General features: G+C 31.3%; 19 protein-coding genes. 3 read left to right on the top strand and 16 right to left on the bottom strand.

What is annotated here, in order from left to right:
* Window positions 1-10 precede the first annotated feature (10 nt).
* From ABD766_RS07200 to ABD766_RS07235, 8 genes are all read right to left on the bottom strand, one after another.
* Window positions 11-715 (bottom strand): sulfite exporter TauE/SafE family protein, encoded by a 705-nt coding sequence (locus tag ABD766_RS07200; RefSeq protein WP_344816042.1) that lies wholly within the window; start codon window positions 713-715, stop codon window positions 11-13.
* 8 nt (window positions 716-723) lie between these two features.
* Window positions 724-1,170, bottom strand: a complete 447-nt coding sequence (locus ABD766_RS07205) for a FixH family protein (protein ID WP_344816043.1) — start codon at window positions 1,168-1,170, stop codon at window positions 724-726.
* A gap of 34 nt (window positions 1,171-1,204) precedes the next feature.
* Entirely contained in the window at window positions 1,205-2,626 is a 1,422-nt protein-coding gene (gene ccoG / locus ABD766_RS07210) for a cytochrome c oxidase accessory protein CcoG (protein ID WP_344816044.1), read from the bottom strand.
* Between the two features lie 80 nt (window positions 2,627-2,706).
* On the bottom strand, window positions 2,707-3,654 hold the full coding sequence (locus tag ABD766_RS07215; RefSeq protein WP_344816045.1) for a cbb3-type cytochrome c oxidase N-terminal domain-containing protein: 948 nt from the start codon (window positions 3,652-3,654) through the stop codon (window positions 2,707-2,709).
* A gap of 28 nt (window positions 3,655-3,682) precedes the next feature.
* Window positions 3,683-3,850, bottom strand: a complete 168-nt coding sequence (locus ABD766_RS07220) for a CcoQ/FixQ family Cbb3-type cytochrome c oxidase assembly chaperone (protein ID WP_298302616.1) — start codon at window positions 3,848-3,850, stop codon at window positions 3,683-3,685.
* A 2-nt stretch (window positions 3,851-3,852) separates the two neighbouring features.
* Window positions 3,853-6,036: a cytochrome-c oxidase, cbb3-type subunit I gene (ccoN, locus tag ABD766_RS07225; protein ID WP_344816046.1), complete on the bottom strand. Its 2,184-nt coding sequence runs from the start codon at window positions 6,034-6,036 to the stop codon at window positions 3,853-3,855.
* A 2-nt stretch (window positions 6,037-6,038) separates the two neighbouring features.
* The gene (ccoS, locus tag ABD766_RS07230) at window positions 6,039-6,233 is read right to left on the bottom strand and encodes a cbb3-type cytochrome oxidase assembly protein CcoS (RefSeq protein ID WP_298302622.1); all 195 of its coding nucleotides are present in this window, start codon (window positions 6,231-6,233) and stop codon (window positions 6,039-6,041) included.
* 117 nt (window positions 6,234-6,350) lie between these two features.
* Window positions 6,351-8,726 (bottom strand): heavy metal translocating P-type ATPase metal-binding domain-containing protein, encoded by a 2,376-nt coding sequence (locus ABD766_RS07235; protein WP_344816047.1) that lies wholly within the window; start codon window positions 8,724-8,726, stop codon window positions 6,351-6,353.
* 106 nt (window positions 8,727-8,832) lie between these two features.
* Between ABD766_RS07235 and ABD766_RS07240 the strand changes: the two genes are divergently transcribed.
* Window positions 8,833-9,516: a Crp/Fnr family transcriptional regulator gene (locus ABD766_RS07240; RefSeq protein WP_344816048.1), complete on the top strand. Its 684-nt coding sequence runs from the start codon at window positions 8,833-8,835 to the stop codon at window positions 9,514-9,516.
* Between the two features lie 56 nt (window positions 9,517-9,572).
* Here the strand turns inward: ABD766_RS07240 and ABD766_RS07245 are convergent, their stop codons facing one another.
* From ABD766_RS07245 to ABD766_RS07280, 8 genes are all read right to left on the bottom strand, one after another.
* Entirely contained in the window at window positions 9,573-9,911 is a 339-nt protein-coding gene (locus ABD766_RS07245; RefSeq protein ID WP_344816049.1) for an antibiotic biosynthesis monooxygenase family protein, read from the bottom strand.
* Window position 9,912: 1 nt separating this feature from the next.
* On the bottom strand, window positions 9,913-11,361 hold the full coding sequence (locus ABD766_RS07250; RefSeq protein ID WP_344816050.1) for an APC family permease: 1,449 nt from the start codon (window positions 11,359-11,361) through the stop codon (window positions 9,913-9,915).
* Between the two features lie 67 nt (window positions 11,362-11,428).
* A complete protein-coding gene (gene mazG / locus ABD766_RS07255) occupies window positions 11,429-12,202 on the bottom strand; it encodes a nucleoside triphosphate pyrophosphohydrolase (protein ID WP_344816051.1) in 774 nt (257 codons plus the stop codon).
* Window positions 12,203-12,281: 79 nt separating this feature from the next.
* Window positions 12,282-12,770: a DUF5606 family protein gene (locus ABD766_RS07260; protein WP_344816052.1), complete on the bottom strand. Its 489-nt coding sequence runs from the start codon at window positions 12,768-12,770 to the stop codon at window positions 12,282-12,284.
* Window positions 12,771-12,902: 132 nt separating this feature from the next.
* Complete coding sequence (def, locus tag ABD766_RS07265; RefSeq protein ID WP_344816053.1) at window positions 12,903-13,490, bottom strand: peptide deformylase; 588 nt, start codon at window positions 13,488-13,490, stop codon at window positions 12,903-12,905.
* Window positions 13,491-13,563: 73 nt separating this feature from the next.
* Window positions 13,564-15,075 carry a malate:quinone oxidoreductase gene (locus ABD766_RS07270; RefSeq protein WP_344816054.1) on the bottom strand — a complete coding sequence of 504 codons (1,512 nt, stop codon included), beginning with the start codon at window positions 15,073-15,075 and terminating at the stop codon, window positions 13,564-13,566.
* A gap of 74 nt (window positions 15,076-15,149) precedes the next feature.
* Complete coding sequence (ruvX, locus tag ABD766_RS07275; RefSeq protein WP_344816055.1) at window positions 15,150-15,569, bottom strand: Holliday junction resolvase RuvX; 420 nt, start codon at window positions 15,567-15,569, stop codon at window positions 15,150-15,152.
* 119 nt (window positions 15,570-15,688) lie between these two features.
* Window positions 15,689-16,267 carry an META domain-containing protein gene (locus tag ABD766_RS07280; protein WP_344816056.1) on the bottom strand — a complete coding sequence of 193 codons (579 nt, stop codon included), beginning with the start codon at window positions 16,265-16,267 and terminating at the stop codon, window positions 15,689-15,691.
* A 123-nt stretch (window positions 16,268-16,390) separates the two neighbouring features.
* On the opposite strand from ABD766_RS07280, the gene ABD766_RS07285 reads away from it, so the two are divergent.
* Both ABD766_RS07285 and ABD766_RS07290 read left to right on the top strand, forming a co-directional pair.
* On the top strand, window positions 16,391-17,278 hold the full coding sequence (locus ABD766_RS07285) for a hypothetical protein (protein WP_344816057.1): 888 nt from the start codon (window positions 16,391-16,393) through the stop codon (window positions 17,276-17,278).
* Between the two features lie 65 nt (window positions 17,279-17,343).
* Window positions 17,344-18,159 (top strand): 2,3,4,5-tetrahydropyridine-2,6-dicarboxylate N-succinyltransferase, encoded by an 816-nt coding sequence (locus tag ABD766_RS07290; RefSeq protein ID WP_344816058.1) that lies wholly within the window; start codon window positions 17,344-17,346, stop codon window positions 18,157-18,159.
* The last annotated feature ends 38 nt before the right edge of the window (window positions 18,160-18,197 follow it).

Raw genomic sequence — 18,197 nt, forward strand, 5'->3', positions numbered from 1 at the left:
ATTTAGTTAATTAATTATGACAATTTGCGTTTGCTTGCACAAACAAATTCATGTTACTTGGAGATATATAGTCAATATCTAATCCTAATCCTCTTAAAATAAAGAGCGTTCCGATAATAACTGTAACAACAGGAATTAACTTTTGCATTTTACTTCGAATTGGAATAGATAAGAAATTAGATATATAAACTACAGCACTCATCATTGGTATGGTTCCCAATCCATAAAGTAACATATAAGTTACACCTAAAGTTACATTTTGCATGGCTATGGCTCCAAAGAGAGCAGCATAAACCAATCCGCATGGGAGAAATCCGTTTAATAATCCAATGGTAAAAAGAGCGTCCGGAGATTTTCTTTTAAATTGGTTTCCTAAACTTGTTTTTACATTAGATATTAACTTATAAACTGGTTTAGAAAAATTATATTTCATGAACACTCGCTCAGGAATTAATACAATTACAATCATTAAAATTCCAACAATTATTGATATGTGTTGTTGGATACCAGCCATATAAAATCCTTTACCCAATATTCCGAAAATAAGTCCTAATGATGCATAGGCAGACAATCTACCCAAATGATAAAGCATTATTTGAATTACTTTTTTTGTTGGATTGCTCCTATCTACAGGCAACATCATGGCAATTGGACCGCACATACCAATGCAATGCAAACTACTAATCAAACCGAATATAAGAGCTGAGTAAAGCATGACGCTTGTTAATATAAAATAGTTTCTTTACTTAAGAATTCTTTGCCTTCATAAGACCAATCTATAGAAATGTCCCAACGACCGCCAACCAAATTACTTTTAGGTATGAGCAAATGTGGACTAGATAGTGAGATAGGAACCTCAAAATCTAATTTTTTGTTTGACGGTCTGTATAAGGACACTTTTCCATTTATTTTAGAGATATCAAATCCATCAGGAAATGCTATCATTATTCCGTTTTCAGAAGATGTAATTTTTACTACTTCAGACATATCGTGAGCATTTTGCTCTTTTTCCAATTGTTTTTCAAATGTTTGTTCTTTCAAATAGTACTTTTCAACCACTAATTCGTTGTCATATTTACTATCGGATTGCACTTTGAAAACAAAGAATAAGATAAAACTCATAAAAAGTGCAAATGCAATTACTATTCCTGTTCCCCAATTGATTTTCATAATCTTTTTTATTTATATAATTATAATCCTATTTCTAATTAAAATTTCTTGGACCTGTAAAATTGGTTGTTGTTGTTTCTATTAGTTTATTGTTATCGTAAACTTCAATTTTAACATCAATTTTTTCTCCTTTTAAATCTTTTTCAGGTACTTTAACAAACATTGATCCCTCAGTGATTCCTTGTTTTGGTACTTTAATAAATGGGCTTCCAACCAATTTAATTTCACCTTTAGGCTCAATTAATTTGAAAGTCACATTACTAAATTCACCTTCTGTTTTATTTACAATCTTGTAATTATAAATGTTTGTGATGTTATCGCCTTCATGTTGAAATAATTGACCTGGCATGTGTAAAATTGTTGCTTCAACATCATTTCTTAAGAAAAGCATACCTATAAAAACTCCAATTAATATTGCTAAAACTGCAATATAACCTTTCATTCTTGTGGTAAGTTTGAACTTCTCTTTCTTTACGATTTCATCCTCGCTGGCATATCTTATGAGTCCTTTTGGCAAACCAACTTTCTCCATAATCGTGTCACATTCATCGATACATGCAGTACAATTGATACACTCTAATTGAGTACCATTTCTAATATCAATTCCTGTTGGGCAAACATGAACGCAAACTTTACAATCGATACAATCACCTTTTCCTGAAGCAGCTCTATCTTCATTTTTATTAAATTTAGCTCTTCCTATTTCACCTTCACCTCTTACGTGGTCATAAGCGACATTTATGGTTTTGTTATCCAATAAAACACCTTGCATTCTACCATAAGGACAAGCTATAATACAAACTTGCTCTCTAAACCAAGCAAAAATGAAATAGAAAACTCCTGTGAAGATTAATAAAGATATTAATGTGCTAACGTTTTTGGTTGGTCCATCTAAAATAAATGATATTAGTTTATCACTACCTATCAAATAAGCTAGAAAAACATTAGCAATTATAAAAGAAATTATAAAAAAGATGATCCATTTAGTAACTCTCTTTCTTATCTTTTCTCCATCCCAATCTTGCTTTGCTAATCTTATTTGTTGAGCTCTATCACCATCTATCCAAAACTCAATTCTACGGAAAACCATTTCCATAAAAATTGTTTGTGGACAAAACCAACCACAAAAAATTCTACCAAATGCAACAGTAAATAGTGCTAAACCAACTACTCCTATTATCATTGAAATCACAAAAAGGTGAAAATCTTGAGGCCAAAAAGGAAAACTAAAAATATTAAACCTTCTTTCCAAAACATTAAACATCAAAAACTGATTTCCATTAATTTTGATAAATGGAGCTGATAATAAAAACAGTAGTAAAAAATAACTTACTATTTTACGCTTATCATAAAAAGGTCCAGATGGCTTTTTAGGATGAATAAAAGCTCTTTTTCCTGTTTCATCAATAGTTGCAATAGTGTCTCTAAAACTATCATCAGGTAAATTGGTTGCCATTTTTTTTATTTTTTACGAATTTAAAGCTCGTTTAATTTTGAAAGGTTTTAAGCTTAACTTAAAACCTTTCATTAAATACATTATTTTGTTGTTGCAACATTAGTTGTATCTGTTGCAGCTGTTGCTGGTGCATCAGTTTTTGGAGCAGCTTCTTCAACCCATTTTTCTCCTTCAGCTGGTTTTGCACCTGCTGGTTTAGTTCCTTGTAAACTAATAACGTAGCTTGAAACTTTTTGAACTTCTTTGGTTCCAAGTGTTTTAGCCCAACCAACCATTGTTGGATTGTTTTTACTACCTTCTGCAATCAGTTTAAATACATTTTTAATACCGCCACCATTAATCCAGAATTCGTCAGTTAGGTTTGGACCAACTACTCCTCCTCCATCTGCTTTATGGCAAGCAGCACAAGCGTTAACAAAAATTTCTTTTCCTTTTGCTAAACTTTCTGCATCTGTTAATAAAGTAACTTTATCTACTGTAACTTCTTCAACTGGATTTGCGGCTTTATTTTTTTCTATTTCAATATTGGCTAATGCTACTTCTTGATCAAATTCTTCTGCCTGAGTATAATCATTAACCACATGGAATCTAACAATATAAACTAGTCCAAAAATTATGGTTGCATAAAATAAATTTACCCACCATGGTGGAAGCACGTTATCAAGTTCGCGAATTCCATCGTAATCATGATCTAACAATATATCAGATTCTTGCTCGATACCTTTAGAACGAGTAAATTTATTCATGATTCCTTGATAGAATTTACTTTCAGTAAATGGAATCGATTGAGCTTCTTCTAATTGTTTTTTCTGATCATCAGTCAACAAATGATAAGTAACTTTATCTACAGCACTAACCACAATTTCTATGGCTACTAACAAGAACAGGAATACAGCAAGAAATAAAGATAGCATAGGATACTTTATGAAAGCTGGCTGGTCTCCTGAGTCTATAAAATATTCCATTGCAATCATAACGATGGCAAAAATCACTGGAACTCTTACATATGATGGAAATAATTTTTTCATTTTTTTACTTTTTAAATGGGTAATTAAATTAGTCGTTTAACGGAAGATCACTAATTTCTTTTATAGTATCCTTGCTGTAAGTCATAGCCCAAACTGTGAACAATACAAAAGCAGTAAAGAATATAGTTAGTGATATTATTGGGTATATTGCTACACCATCAATAGTTTCTAAATTGTGTTTTACAAATTTCAACATAACTATTCTTTTTTATCTTTAACGTAAGTATCTGTACCTAATCTTTGTAGATAAGCTATAAGTGCTACAATCTCTCTATTTTTCAATGGAACAGCAGTTTCATTTCCAAAAGATTTTTTAATTTCATTATTAGTAAGCAATGTTGTTTCAATCTCAGTAGATTGTTTGTCAATACTCTTCAATGCATCAGCAATTTCTTGGTCAGTATAAGGAACACCTAATGTTACCATTGCTTTCATTTTACTTTGAATAAGTGAATTATCAAGTTTGTCATGAATTAACCATTGGTAACTTGGCATAATTGAACCAGATGAAATACTTTGTGGGTCATACATGTGATTGAAATGCCAAACATTATCTCTACCTCCTACAAATGGATTGTTACGTTTCACACCTTCTCTTGCTAAATCTGGTCCAGTACGTTTAGAACCCCATAAGAATGGATGATCATAAACAAATTCTCCTGATTTAGAATAGTCTCCATAACGTTCAACTTCTGAACGGAAAGGTCTAATTAATTGAGAGTGACAACTTACACATCCTTCTCTGATATATAAATCTCTTCCTTGTAATTCAAGAGGTGTATAAGGTTTAACTGCAGCAATTGTTGGTATATTTGATTTTACTAAAATTGTTGGCAAAATCTGAACAGCTCCACCAATTAAAATAGCAACTGTAGTATAAAGCATGAATTGAACTGGTTTTCTTTCTAACCAAGCGTGCCATTTTTCACCTTTTAATCTGTTAGGACTAATAGTTGTTAGCGCTACAGCTTCTGCAGCATCGTCTTCTACAGCAGAACCTTGTTTTACTGTTTTAATAATATTGTAAACTAATACAATTACTCCTGTAAGATATAAAGTTCCTCCAATGGCTCTCATCCAATACATTGGCATAATTTGAGTAACTGTTTCTAAGAAGTTACCATATTCTAATTTAGCCCCTTGTGCATCAAATTGTTTCCACATAGAAGCTTGAGTAAATCCTGCAACGTACATTGGAAGAGCATATAAAATAATACCTAAAGTACCAATCCAGAAATGGAAGTTTGCTAATTTTTCTGAGTATAATTTTGTTTTAGTAATACGAGGTATTAACCAATATATCATACCAAAAGATAAGAAACCGTTCCAAGCTAAAGCTCCTACGTGAACGTGAGCAATAATCCAATCTGTAAAGTGAGCAATAGCATTAACATTTTTAAGAGATAACATTGGCCCTTCAAAAGTTGCCATTCCGTATCCAGTAATTGCAACTACATAAAATTTCAACACAGAATCGGTTCTTACTTTATCCCAAACACCTCTTAAAGTTAATAAACCATTAATCATACCACCCCAAGATGGAGCAATTAACATTATAGAGAAAACAACTCCAAGATTTTGAGCCCAATCAGGTAATGCTGAGTAAAGTAAATGGTGAGGTCCAGCCCAAATGTAAATAAAGATTAATGACCAAAAGTGGATAATAGACAATCTGTATGAATATACAGGACGATTTGCCGCTTTAGGAACAAAATAATACATCATTCCTAAGAAAGGTGTCGTTAAGAAAAATGCAACTGCATTATGACCATACCACCATTGAACCAAAGCATCTTGAACACCAGCGTATACTGAGTAAGATTTTAATCCAGAAACAGGTAATTCTAAACTATTAAAGATATGAAGAACAGCAACCGTAACAAAAGTCGCAATGTAGAACCAAATCGCTACGTAAATATGTCTTTCTCTTCTTTTAATAATAGTTCCAATCATGTTGATACCAAATACAACCCAAATTAATGCTATGGCGATATCAATTGGCCATTCTAACTCAGCATATTCTTTTGAAGTTGTGTAACCTAATGGTAAAGTGATTGCAGCAGAAACAATGATTAATTGCCAACCCCAAAAATGAAGTTTACTCAAAAAATCACTAAACATTCTAGCTTTTAACAATCGTTGCATTGAGTAATAAACTCCTGCAAACATTGCATTACCCACAAAAGCAAAGATTACCGCATTAGTGTGTAATGGTCTAAGTCTACCAAAACTTAAAAAAGAAATCCCACTGGTTACGTTTGGAAATAAAAACATAAATGCTAATATTAATCCAACCAACATACCAACCACACCAAAAACGATGCTGGCATAAATGAAGTTTCTTACAATTTTGTTGTCGTAATAAAATTGTTGTTTGTCCATAATTATAATTGTTTTTCTTCTGTTATTTGTATTTGATTTTTGTTAGTTTCTTTGCGAAGTTCATCGTCAAAAAGCATTCTGACTGATGGTGTATAATCGTCATCGTATTGACCGCTTTTTACAGCTCTTATAAAAGCATATAAAAAGAAAATAGCTACGATTATACTAATTGTGATTAACATGTAAATGACACTCATACCTTAAATTTGTGTTAACAAAATTACTTTACCCTTTATTTATAAAATATGATATTTATCATACTTGAATTATTACATTAAAAATATTGACTTTCGATACTTAACAGTTATATATAATTATCTTTTTCTTGCATATATATTGGTCATTATCGTAACAAAACTCACAATAGTTATTGTGCTCAATGGCATTATAATAGCCGCAATAATTGGAGACAGATTTCCTGAAACCGCATAACTCAATCCTACAGCATTATATAATAAAGACAAAACAAAACTCATGTAAATTGTCTTCATAGCATTTTTAGAATAATTCATAAAAAAAGCTATTTTATCGAATTGGGATGCGTCTAAAATTCCGTCACAGGCTGGTGAAAAGACATTTACATTTTCTGAAATTGAGATTCCAACGTTACTTTGTGCTAAAGCTCCGGCATCGTTTAGTCCATCTCCTATCATCATTACGTTTTTACCTTCTTTTTGCAAACTTTCAATGTATTGTAATTTTTGTTCAGGCTTTTGATTGAAAACTAAAGAGGTATTAGATGGCAACATTTTTTCTAAAATTTTACGCTCACCATCATTATCTCCTGATAAAACTATTAGATTGTATTTTTTAGATAATTTTTCAAACAACAACTCTAACCCTTCTCTATATTGATTATTAAAGACATAACTTCCTTTATAAACTCCATTAAACTCAACATGCACTTTGGTTTTTTTATGTGTGTTTTCTGTCATGGTTTTTAAGAACTGAGATGATCCTAATTTTACTTTAACTCCTTCAATTTCGGCAAAAATTCCTTTTCCGATTATTTCCTCGAAACTTGTTGTATCTAACTTTTCTTGATTCGGAATAAAATCGTACAATCTTCTACTCAATGGATGATTAGAACCTCGCAAAACGTTTTTTAACAATCTCAATTCTGATGCATTCAATTCGGAACCTTCGTAAGTAATTGCTGTTTTTTCATTGGTTGTGATGGTTCCTGTTTTGTCAAAAACAATACTATCAACTTTAGCTAATTGTTCTACGACTAATGCATTTTTTAAGTAGAATTTTCTATTTCCGAGAATTCGTAAAACATTTCCCATTGTGAAAGGTGCTGTTAAAGCTAAAGCACATGGACAAGCTACAATTAGAATAGCTGTAAAGACATTAAAAGCTGTGGTAACATCGATAAATACCCAGTATAAAAAGGACACAATAGACAATCCTAATAAAGCAGGCGTGAAATAGCGACTAATTTTATCGGTAATGGTTTTATGTTGTTGCTCTACTCTTTTCTGAAAAACATCATTACTCCATAATTGAGTTAAATAACTATTGGACACAGAAAAAAGCACTTCCATTTCGATGACTTTTCCTAACTGCTTTCCTCCTGCAAAAACTTTATCGCCTGATTTTTTTTCAATGGCAACTGCTTCACCTGTCACAAAACTATAATCGATAGATGCTTTTGGTGAAATTAAAATTCCGTCAACTGGAAGTAATTCTTGATTTCTGATTAATAATCTGTCTCCTTTTACAATATCATAAACTTGAACCGATTCTTCGCTACCATCGGATGCAACTCTAGTAACTGCAATTGGAAAATAGGATTTATAATCACGTTCAAAAGAAAGAAAATCGTAAGTTTTTATCTGAAATAATTTTCCAAGTAGCATGAAGAAAATCAATCCGCACATACTATCGAAAAAACCTTGTCCGTAATCAAATACAATATCGACAGTACTTCTTATAAACATTACAACAATTCCCAAAGCAATAGGAATATCAATATTTAAAAGTCCTGACTTGATGCTTTTCCATGCCGAAACATAATATCCACTTGCAGAATATATAAAGGTAGGAAGTGAAAGTGCAAAAATTAACCATCGGAAAAATCCACGATACTGATTGATCCAAAATTCTTCCACTTCAAAATATTCGGGAAACGATAGCAGCATGATATTTCCGAAACAGAAAAATGCTACTCCTATTTTATAGATTAAGGTTCGATCTACTTTCTTTTTTCCTTCATCAAAATTTTCTAATGAAATATAGGGTTCATATCCAATAGAACACAACATTTCTACAATTTGTTTTAGCGAAGTTTTATCAGAATTGAAATTAATTCTAACTTTCTTTTCACCAAAATTAACTTGAGAAGTGCTTATTCCTGATTGAAGCTTTTGTAGATTTTCCAAAATCCAAATACACGAACTGCAGTGTATATGAGGAATGTAGAGTGAAACAATAGCGGTTGAATCCTCTTGAAACTCGAGAAGTTTAGTAACAATTTCTTCATTGTCTAAAAAATCATATTTACCTTTAATATCCAGTGGTGTCGCACCAGGAGATGCTTGAAAATCATAATAACAAGACATGTCGTTCTGACTAAAAATCTCATAAACAGTCTTACAACCATTACAACAGAAACTTTTTTCATCAAATAGAACTTCGTCTTTTTTTATAATTTCATTACCACAATGGAAACAATTCTTTGTGTCCATAAATTTGCTCATTTTACCTGAGACAAAATTCACACATAAAAGAGAAGTAAAATATGATAATTGTCATACAAATTTGTAATTTTGTAAATCATCTAAAAGATCTCCTATGAGTAGTAAATGTGAACAATGTATCGTTAGACAATTTAGCTCGCTTAAGGCATTAAATAAAGAAGAACTTCTTAAAATGGCAGAATGTAAAACTTCTTACACCATAAAAAAAGGAGAACCAATTTTTGAAGAAGGAGAATCTACAAATGGAATTTTTTGTATCAAAGATGGTGTTTGCAAGCTTACAAAGCTTAGTGCGAATGGTAAAGACCAAATTGTAAAATTGGTAAAACCAGGCGAATTGTTAGGTCAACGTTCCTTAATAAGTGAAGAACCTACTAATTTAAGTGCTGTTGCACTTGAAGATATGGAAGTATGCTTTATACCAAAAAAGGAAATTATGGAATTCTTCAATGAGAACAATCAGTTTTCTATGAACGTTATGAAAACCATTTGTGGTGACTTGAAAGATGCCGATGATCACATGGTTTCTTTAGCACAAAAAAGTGTAAAAGAACGCTTAGCGGAAACTTTACTTCATCTTGAAGATACTTTTGGGAAAAATGAAGATGGTACACTTCACATTCAATTATCAAGAGAAGAACTTGCAGGAATGATTGGAACTGCAACAGAAAGTTGCATCAGATTACTTTCTGAATTTAACAAAACTGGATTGATTGAATTAGTCGGCAAAAAAATCGCAATTGTTGACAGAAATAAATTGAAAAGAATGTCTGAATAAGTTTATTTTTCATATGTAAAAATTATTTGTTTTTTGGTGCATATGAATCGCTATTTTCATTTGTGTTTGTTTGCAACAAACTTGTTTTTAGTGGCGATTTCAAAACTATATTCTTTTTCAACCAAAGCTATTCTTACAGTATAATTTTCATACCATTTTGAAACACCTAATTTTTGGGCATCAAGATGATCTAAATTTTGTTTCCAATTTTTAATATCTTCGAGTGTTTTCCAATAAGAAACTGTAATGCCAATCTCATTTCTAGCAGATTCAATACCAAGAAATCCTTCTTGAAATTGAGCTAATTCAACCAATTTGGTAGCCATTTCAGAATAATTTTCATCAATTTCTGTTCTTTTTGAAGTAAAAATCACAGCATAATAAGGTAATTCCATTTTACTCTTTTTTATTCAAAAATAAATAATATACTGGTATTCCTAATGCCACGATAAAAAGTCCTAAACCAGTGCTTTTTTTATCATAAACTAGTAAACAGATACAAATCAAAGTAGTCACAACAATATACAAAATTGGAATAACAGGATAACCAAATGCTTTATAGGGACGCTCAGCATTAGGTTCTTTTTTTCTTAAAATAAAAATTCCGTAAATAGTTAAAATATAAAACAAAAGTGATGCAAATGTGGCATAAGTAAGTAAATCACCATATTTACCAGAAATACAAAGTATACAAGCCCATAAACATTGCAACCAAAGTGCTCTTGCTGGAACATCTTTATCGTTTAAATCACCTGCTGCTTTAAAAAACAAGTTGTCTTTTGCCATAGCATAAAATAATCTTCCGCCAGATAAAATTAAACCTGAATTACATCCAAAAGTTGAAATCATAATTAATCCAGCCATCACAAAAACACCAATATTTCCCATAATCATATTGGCTGCCGCAGTTCCTACTCTATCTTCGCTGGCAAACATGATTCCGTTTCCTAAAACACTACCTGAATCTGGAGTTCCATTTATTGGAAGTAAAGCCAAATAAGCTACATTCGCTAAAATATAAATGATAATTACAATTAAAGTTCCTAAAAATAAACTTCGTGGAATATTCTTCTTGGGATCTTTAATTTCGCCAGCAATAAAAGTAACATTGTTCCAGGCATCACTTGAAAAAAGTGAGTTTATAATTGTAGCACCCATTGCTCCTATTAAACCAATTCCGATTAATTTTGTAACAGTAATACTTCCGTCTGGATTTACTACGGTTTTTGATGCATCCCACATATTGGCAAAATTGTTGGATAAAATATCAGTTTTTAAACCAACATACAATCCTAAAATAATTAATGCGAAAAGCGCAATCAATTTGGTTGAAGTAAAAAATAATTGAATCGATTTACCTGTTTTAACTCCTCTAGTATTGATGTAAGTTAATAATAATATACTAGCCATGGCTAAAATTTGCTTATTGGTAAAAACGAAACTATCTCCAATTTTTATAAGTTCGGTATCTAAAACCGGAAAAAATACTGCAGAATACTTGGCAAAAGCAACAGCAACAGCTGCGATTACGCCAGTTTGAATAACCGTAAAAACGGTCCAGCCATATAGAAATGAGGCTAGTTTTCCATAAGCACGTTGGATGTATACAAATTGTCCGCCAGCATTTGGCATCATTCCTGCTAATTCACCATAACTCAATGCAGCACTCATTGTAAGCAAACCAGTAACTAACCAAATCACCAAAATCCATGCAGCCGAACCTACATCTTTTGCCATTTGTGTTGTTACAATAAATATTCCAGATCCAATCATGGAACCTGCAACAATACTTGTGGCATCAATTAATCCTAAGGAACGTTTTAATTCGTGTTTTACTTCTGACATTGGTTAGTTTTTGGTTGGTTAGTTTTCAAATATAAGTATTTTTAAAGAATTATAAAGTTTATCATAGTTACAACTTCTTCGCCTCGTTCCAAAAAACATCCATCTCAGCTAATGTCATATCCATCAAAGGTTTTCCGAGTTCTCCAGCTTTGCTTTCTAAATATTGAAAACGCTTTATAAATTTTTTATTGGTACGTTCCAAAGCATCTTCGGGATTGACTTTCAAGAATCTTGCATAGTTTATCATGGAAAATAAAACGTCTCCAAATTCAGCTTCAATTTTGTCTTGATTTCCGGAAGCTATTTCTACTTGAAGTTCTTGCAATTCTTCTTGTACTTTATCCCAAACTTGATGTGGTTCTTCCCAGTCAAATCCAACTCCTTTCACTTTATCCTGAATTCTAGAAGCTTTTACTAATGCTGGTAAACCTTTTGGAACACCTTCCAAAACCGATTTTTTTCCTTCTTTAAGTTTGAGTTTTTCCCAATTTTGTTTTACTTCTTCCTCATCAGCAACTTCAACATCACTGTAAATATGAGGATGACGATGGATTAACTTATCGCAAATTTCGTTGCAAACATCAGCCATGTCAAAATCATTAGTTTCACTACCTATTTTGGCATAGAACACAATATGCAATAACAAATCACCAAGCTCTTTTTTAACTTCTTGTAAGTCATTATTTAGAATAGCATCACCCAATTCATAAGTTTCTTCAATGGTTAAATGACGAAGACTTTCTATAGTCTGTTTTTTATCCCAAGGACATTTGGCACGCAAATCGTCCATAATATCTAATAATCTATTGAAAGCATCGAGTTGCTGTTGTCTTGAATTCATGATTTTGATTTTTGTAAAAATAAAAAATCCTATTACACAATTTGAGCAATAGGATTTGTATTTATAAAAAAGTAATTAACTATTTTTTTGCTTTAGCTTTTGGTTTTTCAGCAGTTTCTTTTTTTGCTTTAACTTCTTCTACAACTTGTTCTTTTATAGATTCAGCGTTTTCAACTTTTGGTTCTTCTTTTGAAACCATTCCTTTAGCTTGAAGCATGTTATACCAATTCAACACTTTTTTAATATCTGATGGATAAACTCTATCTTCGTCATAATCTGGCACAATTTGAGAAAAATACTCAATCAATTTTGCATTGTCTTCTTTGTGAGAAATTGCTGGTCCTTCATTTTCTTTTACTGCAATGGCACGTAAAATTTCAACTAAAGGTTTTTCTTCACTATGAGTGTACATTGAAATTTCAGAAAGTAAACTTACGTTACTTTTCATTCCAACTGTAATCTTTTTTCCATCTAATAATGACTCAGCAACAAAACCTGAACGCGTTTGAATTTTCAATTCGAATAAACCTGGTTTTCCTGAAATGGCTAATATTTTTTCTACATTCATTTTCTAAAAATTATTTTAAGCGGTGGCAAATATAACTAAATAAAATTCCAAATATCAAATCCCAAATACCAATTTTGTAACTTCATGAAAATTTTGGAATTTGGAATTTCTCGCTTGGAATTTAAAAAAAAACTATCTTCCTTTTTTATTACAAAATCTCATTTTATAATCTGGTCTTGCTTTACCATCCATGATATTTTGTAATTTCTTTTTAATTAACGTACGTTTTAGTGTAGATATTTTATCCGTAAATAAAATTCCTTCAATATGATCGTATTCGTGCTGTATTACTCTGGCAATCAAGCCATCATAAACTTCTATTTTTTTGTTAAAACTTTCATCAAAATATTCAATTGTGATGGTTTCGTTTCGGTAAACATCTTCACGAACATCTGGAATACTTAAACAACCTTCATTGAAACCCCATTCTTCACCTTCTTCTTTCAACATTTTGGCGTTGATGAATGTCTGCTTGAATCCTTTTAATTGTTCTTGTTCTTCTTTTGTTAAATCTTCACTATCACTAAAAGGTTCGGTGTCAATTACAAATAATCGAATTGGCAAACCTACTTGTGGCGCAGCTAAACCAACACCATAGGCATTATACATAGTATCATACATATTTGCGATGATTTCTTGCAAATTTGGATGTTCTGAAGTGATATCATCACATACTTTTCTTAAAACTGGATCGCCGTAGCCAACTATTGGTAATATCATTCTTATATTAGATTTCTGATTTTAGATTTTAGATTTTTTGAATCCAAAGTGCAAAAGTAATTAAAAAAATAAATTAGTGTTGTAATTTCAAGGTTTTGCTTGTTTTTTCTCTAATTGCTTTACATAATTTAGGGTTTTCATTCAAAGGTTTTCCAAATGAAGGAATCATTTTTTTTAATTTTTCTTGCCAATCAGCAGAATTCATTTCTTCTTTAAAACATCGATTTAAAACATCAATCATTGCCGATACAGCTGTTGAAGCTCCTGGTGAAGCGCCAAGTAAACACGCCAAAGTTCCGTCAGAGCAAGTTATAATTTCTGTACCAAATTCTAAGGTTCCGCCTTCTTTTTCGTCTTTTTTGATGACTTGAACACGTTGACCAGCATCGAGTAATTCCCAATCTTCCATTGTGGCATTTGGAAAATATTCGCGTAAAGCTTCCATTCGATTTTCGTCTGATTGCATTACTTGTTCTATCAAATATTTAGTCAAAGGCATGTTATTCCATCCTGCATAAAGCATAGGTTTTATGTTATCCAATTCGATAGAATCCAATAAATCTAAATAGGAACCATTCTTCAAAAACTTGGTTGAAAAACCTGCAAATGGTCCGAAAAGAAGTTCTTTTTTACCATTAATAATTCGTGTATCTAAATGTGGAACTGACATTGGTGGTGCACCAACAGATGCTTTACCATAAACTTTTGAATGATGTTTTTGTATTACATCTTCATTGTTACATTTCAACCATTGTCCGCCAACAGGAAATCCGCCATAACCTTCAGCTTCTTGTATATCGGCTTCTTGCAAAAGCAATAATGATGCTCCGCCTGCTCCAATAAAAACAAATTTGGCTTTCGATTTTATTTTTTCATCTGAATTTAAATCCTTGATTTTCAAACGCCAAGTTTTATCTTCTTTTTTCTTTATTCTTTTTACTTCATGATTATAATGAATTGAAACGCCATCTTGTTTTGACAAATAGTCAAGCATTCTTTTTGTTAATTCGCCAAAGTCAACATCAGTTCCAAAATCCATTTTTGTAGCTGCTACAGCTTCAGCTTCGCTCCTATCTTGCATTACTAAAGGCATCCACGATTTTAGTTGTTCCAAATCGGCACTAAATTTCATTTCTGAAAAAAGTGGATTTTTAATTAACGCTTGGTGACGCTTATGTAAAAATTCAACATTTTCTTTTCCCCAAACAAAACTTAAATGCGGAATAGAATGGATAAAATTTTCAGGATTTGACAATTTATTATTCTCAACCAAATAACTCCAAAACTGACGAGTTACTTCAAATTGTTCGGCAATTTTAATCGCCTTTTTTACATCAACACTTCCATCCTCTTTTTGAGGCGTATAATTTAGTTCGCAAAAAGCAGAATGACCTGTTCCAGCATTATTCCAAGCCGAAGAACTTTCTTGAGCTGGTTTATCCAATCTTTCGTAAATTTCTATAGTGATATCAGGTTGCAATTCTTTTAGAAGAACACCTAAAGTGGCACTCATGATTCCAGTTCCGATAAGGATTACATCAGGATTGAGTTGGAAGTTAGAAGCTGGAAGTTGGGAGTTTAGCATTTTTTAAATGAAATTTATAGTAAAAAGTAATTTATATTATAAATCAATACAATTTTACATTATACAATTTTACATTAAACAATTTTATATCGTAATAAATAATCTTGAAGTATTATTGTTGCAGCAATCTCGTCTACTAAACCTTTGTTTTGGCGTTGTTTCTTTTTTAATCCGCTATCAATCATGGTTTGAAAAGCCATTTTTGAAGTAAATCGTTCGTCTACACATTCCATTTTCATTTGAGGAAACTCTGATTTGAATTTGATAACAAATTTTTCAATAATTTCGGCACTTTCAGATGGTTGACCATTCATTTGTTTGGGTTCACCAATAATTACTTTCTCAACTTTTTCTTTATTGAAATATTCCTTTAAAAAAGCAATCGCTGTTTCAGACGGAATTGTTGTTAATCCTGAAGCAATTATTTGAAAATCGTCGGTAACAGCAATTCCTGTTCGCTTAATTCCGTAATCTATGGCTAGAATTCTTGGCATTTTAAAAATTTTATGCAAATATAGGATATTGAATTAGTCAAAATAATTTTTCTAAATTAAATAAAACAAAAAAGGCACTCTTTACAGAATACCTTTTGATAAATTGTAATTTAAATAAACTATTTAACCGCTTCAAATTTTGCTAAAGCTGCTCCTTTTGACTTATGAAAATGCAACATTTTACCTTCAATCATATAATTGTCAGTTTTTTCAATTGTTTTGATGAAGTTACTTTCAAACTCCATATTTGGACAAGCCATTCTGGTAGCAATTACTTTCGAAAAAGCCAATTTTCCTGTGGCTTTCATTACAAAAGTTCCAGCTATATTGTTACAACCTGCATAAGCTGCAAACTTTCCAGATTTAGAATCTAAATTGATGAAATAGTCTTTGTTAGTAGTGCTTTTTACTGCTTTACCATTTAATTCTACCAACTTCCATTTAGTTTCTGCTAAAGCAAACTTACCTTTAGAAGGATCTGTCGTTTTTATTGTTGTTTTTGTAGACATTTTGTTCAATAATTCAACATCAGATGAATCAACTTTAGTTGTGTCTACAACTACAGTATCCTTAACTACCATAGTAGTATCTTGATTTACAATTGTGTCGTTTTCGGTTGCAGTTTCTGTCTTTTCTTTATTTTGACAACTTGTAACACTCAAAAAAAACAATGAAATAATAATAAAAATTTTTCTCATAAAAAATGTTATAGCTATTAGCGCTATATTTTATAAAGATACTCTATAAAAGTAACTTATCCTATTTAATTGGCTTTTTAATCTAATTTAGTTCTTAAATTTGAACCTTCTTATTTAAGATTTATGAATTATATCGTTTATTTTGCCTTTGGAGGAATTGCTTATCAAAATGAACTTTTGTTCTCTATATTATCCTACTTTAAATTTCATAAAGCAGATGAAAATCAAATAATTATTTATTCAGATTCTACAGATTTTTTTAAAAACAAATTACCACAATCCATTATATATATTCAACTTTCTGATGATGAAATAACAAATTGGAAAGGAAAACATAATTTTGTTCACCGAGTAAAAGTTAAAGTAATCGAAGATGTGGTATCAAAATATGAAGGTAATTTTCTTTATTTAGATTCTGATACTTACTTCACAAAAAACAGTTCTGAAATCTTTAGCAACATTAATTCTAATGCTATTTATTTTGATAAATGCGAAGGCAAATTAATTGATAACAAAGGTGGAATTGCTAGGAAAATGAAAGCTTTTTTGAAAAATGAAAGTGAATTTAAGATTCCATCATTAAATGAAACTATAAAAATTGATTCCGATTTTACTGTTTGGAATGCTGGTGTTATTGGATTTAACTCTAGTTATTCTAACCAACTTAGAATGGTCGAAGAATTGGTTGATGTACTATATTCTAAAAATCAACTTTTTGTGATGGAACAAATTGCATTCAATTATTTTTTTCAGAGGAAAACGAAACCTATTGAGTCCAAGAATCATATTCACCACTATTGGTACTTTAAAGAATTTAGAGGTGTTTTAAGTCATTTTTTTGAACACAACAAATCAAAATCATTTGAAGAAATGATTGTAGAAATTGACAAAATAAATCCAGAATATTTATCTTCTGAAAAAAGAGCCTATAAAAAAATGTCGTTTTGGAAGAAACAATTTCACAAAATTAAAAAAGGAAGAAAATGGAAAATTTTAGACTATAAATTATAATTTTTCAATCATTTTAATTAGAAAATTTATCGATATTGAACTATATTTGTGACAAATTAATCACTATGCAAAACATACAATCTACAATAGAAAAAGCTTGGGATAACCGAGAATTATTAAAAGAAGAAACTACTATAAACACTATCAAAGAAGTAATTTTTCTTCTTGATAGCGGCAAACTAAGAGTTGCAGAACCAACAGAAAACGGTTGGCAAGTAAACGAATGGGTAAAAAAAGCTGTAGTTATGTATTTTCCAATTCAAAAAATGGAAACACATGAAGTTGGCATCTTCGAATATCATGATAAAATGTTATTAAAAACAGGTTATGCTGAAAAAGGTATTCGTGTAGTTCCACCAGCAGTTGCAAGATATGGTGCTTACATTTCAAAAGGAGTAATTTTAATGCCAAGTTACGTAAACATTGGTGCTTATGTAGATGAAGGAACAATGGTTGACACATGGGCAACAGTGGGAAGTTGTGCACAAATTGGTAAAGACGTTCATTTATCTGGTGGTGTTGGAATTGGTGGTGTTTTAGAACCATTACAAGCAGCTCCAGTAATTATTGAGGATGGAGCATTTATTGGTTCAAGATGCATTGTTGTTGAAGGTGTCCGAGTAGAAAAAGAAGCTGTTCTTGGAGCCAATGTTTGTTTGACGGCTTCAACCAAAATAATTGACGTTACAGGAAATGAACCTGTTGAATATAAAGGATTTGTTCCTGCTCGTTCTGTGGTAATTCCTGGTAGTTACACTAAGAAATTTGCTGCTGGAGATTTTCAAGTTCCATGCGCACTAATTATCGGAAAAAGAAAACCATCAACCGACTTAAAAACATCGCTTAATGATGCTTTAAGAGAATATGATGTAGCGGTTTAAAATCAAATACTCACAAAAAAATCCGAATTTACGTTCGG

Origin of the sequence: Flavobacterium cheonanense, from assembly GCF_039539185.1 — a bacterium.
Lineage (GTDB): Bacteria > Bacteroidota > Bacteroidia > Flavobacteriales > Flavobacteriaceae > Flavobacterium > Flavobacterium cheonanense.

Coding starts and splice junctions, on each gene's coding strand:
- ABD766_RS07285 (WP_344816057.1), top strand. CDS start 16,391: ATGAATTATATCGTTTATTTTGCCTTTGGAGGAATTGCTTATCAAAAT.
- ABD766_RS07240 (WP_344816048.1), top strand. CDS start 8,833: ATGAGTAGTAAATGTGAACAATGTATCGTTAGACAATTTAGCTCGCTT.
- mazG (WP_344816051.1), bottom strand. CDS start 12,202: ATGAATTCAAGACAACAGCAACTCGATGCTTTCAATAGATTATTAGAT.
- ABD766_RS07200 (WP_344816042.1), bottom strand. CDS start 715: ATGCTTTACTCAGCTCTTATATTCGGTTTGATTAGTAGTTTGCATTGC.
- ABD766_RS07280 (WP_344816056.1), bottom strand. CDS start 16,267: ATGAGAAAAATTTTTATTATTATTTCATTGTTTTTTTTGAGTGTTACA.
- ccoN (WP_344816046.1), bottom strand. CDS start 6,036: ATGGACAAACAACAATTTTATTACGACAACAAAATTGTAAGAAACTTC.
- ruvX (WP_344816055.1), bottom strand. CDS start 15,569: ATGCCAAGAATTCTAGCCATAGATTACGGAATTAAGCGAACAGGAATT.
- ABD766_RS07215 (WP_344816045.1), bottom strand. CDS start 3,654: ATGAAAAAATTATTTCCATCATATGTAAGAGTTCCAGTGATTTTTGCC.
- ABD766_RS07245 (WP_344816049.1), bottom strand. CDS start 9,911: ATGGAATTACCTTATTATGCTGTGATTTTTACTTCAAAAAGAACAGAA.
- ABD766_RS07290 (WP_344816058.1), top strand. CDS start 17,344: ATGCAAAACATACAATCTACAATAGAAAAAGCTTGGGATAACCGAGAA.
- def (WP_344816053.1), bottom strand. CDS start 13,490: ATGATATTACCAATAGTTGGCTACGGCGATCCAGTTTTAAGAAAAGTA.
- ABD766_RS07205 (WP_344816043.1), bottom strand. CDS start 1,170: ATGAAAATCAATTGGGGAACAGGAATAGTAATTGCATTTGCACTTTTT.
- ABD766_RS07220 (WP_298302616.1), bottom strand. CDS start 3,850: ATGTTGAAATTTGTAAAACACAATTTAGAAACTATTGATGGTGTAGCA.
- ABD766_RS07260 (WP_344816052.1), bottom strand. CDS start 12,770: ATGAATGTAGAAAAAATATTAGCCATTTCAGGAAAACCAGGTTTATTC.
- ABD766_RS07235 (WP_344816047.1), bottom strand. CDS start 8,726: ATGGACACAAAGAATTGTTTCCATTGTGGTAATGAAATTATAAAAAAA.
- ccoG (WP_344816044.1), bottom strand. CDS start 2,626: ATGGCAACCAATTTACCTGATGATAGTTTTAGAGACACTATTGCAACT.
- ccoS (WP_298302622.1), bottom strand. CDS start 6,233: ATGAGTGTCATTTACATGTTAATCACAATTAGTATAATCGTAGCTATT.
- ABD766_RS07270 (WP_344816054.1), bottom strand. CDS start 15,075: ATGCTAAACTCCCAACTTCCAGCTTCTAACTTCCAACTCAATCCTGAT.
- ABD766_RS07250 (WP_344816050.1), bottom strand. CDS start 11,361: ATGTCAGAAGTAAAACACGAATTAAAACGTTCCTTAGGATTAATTGAT.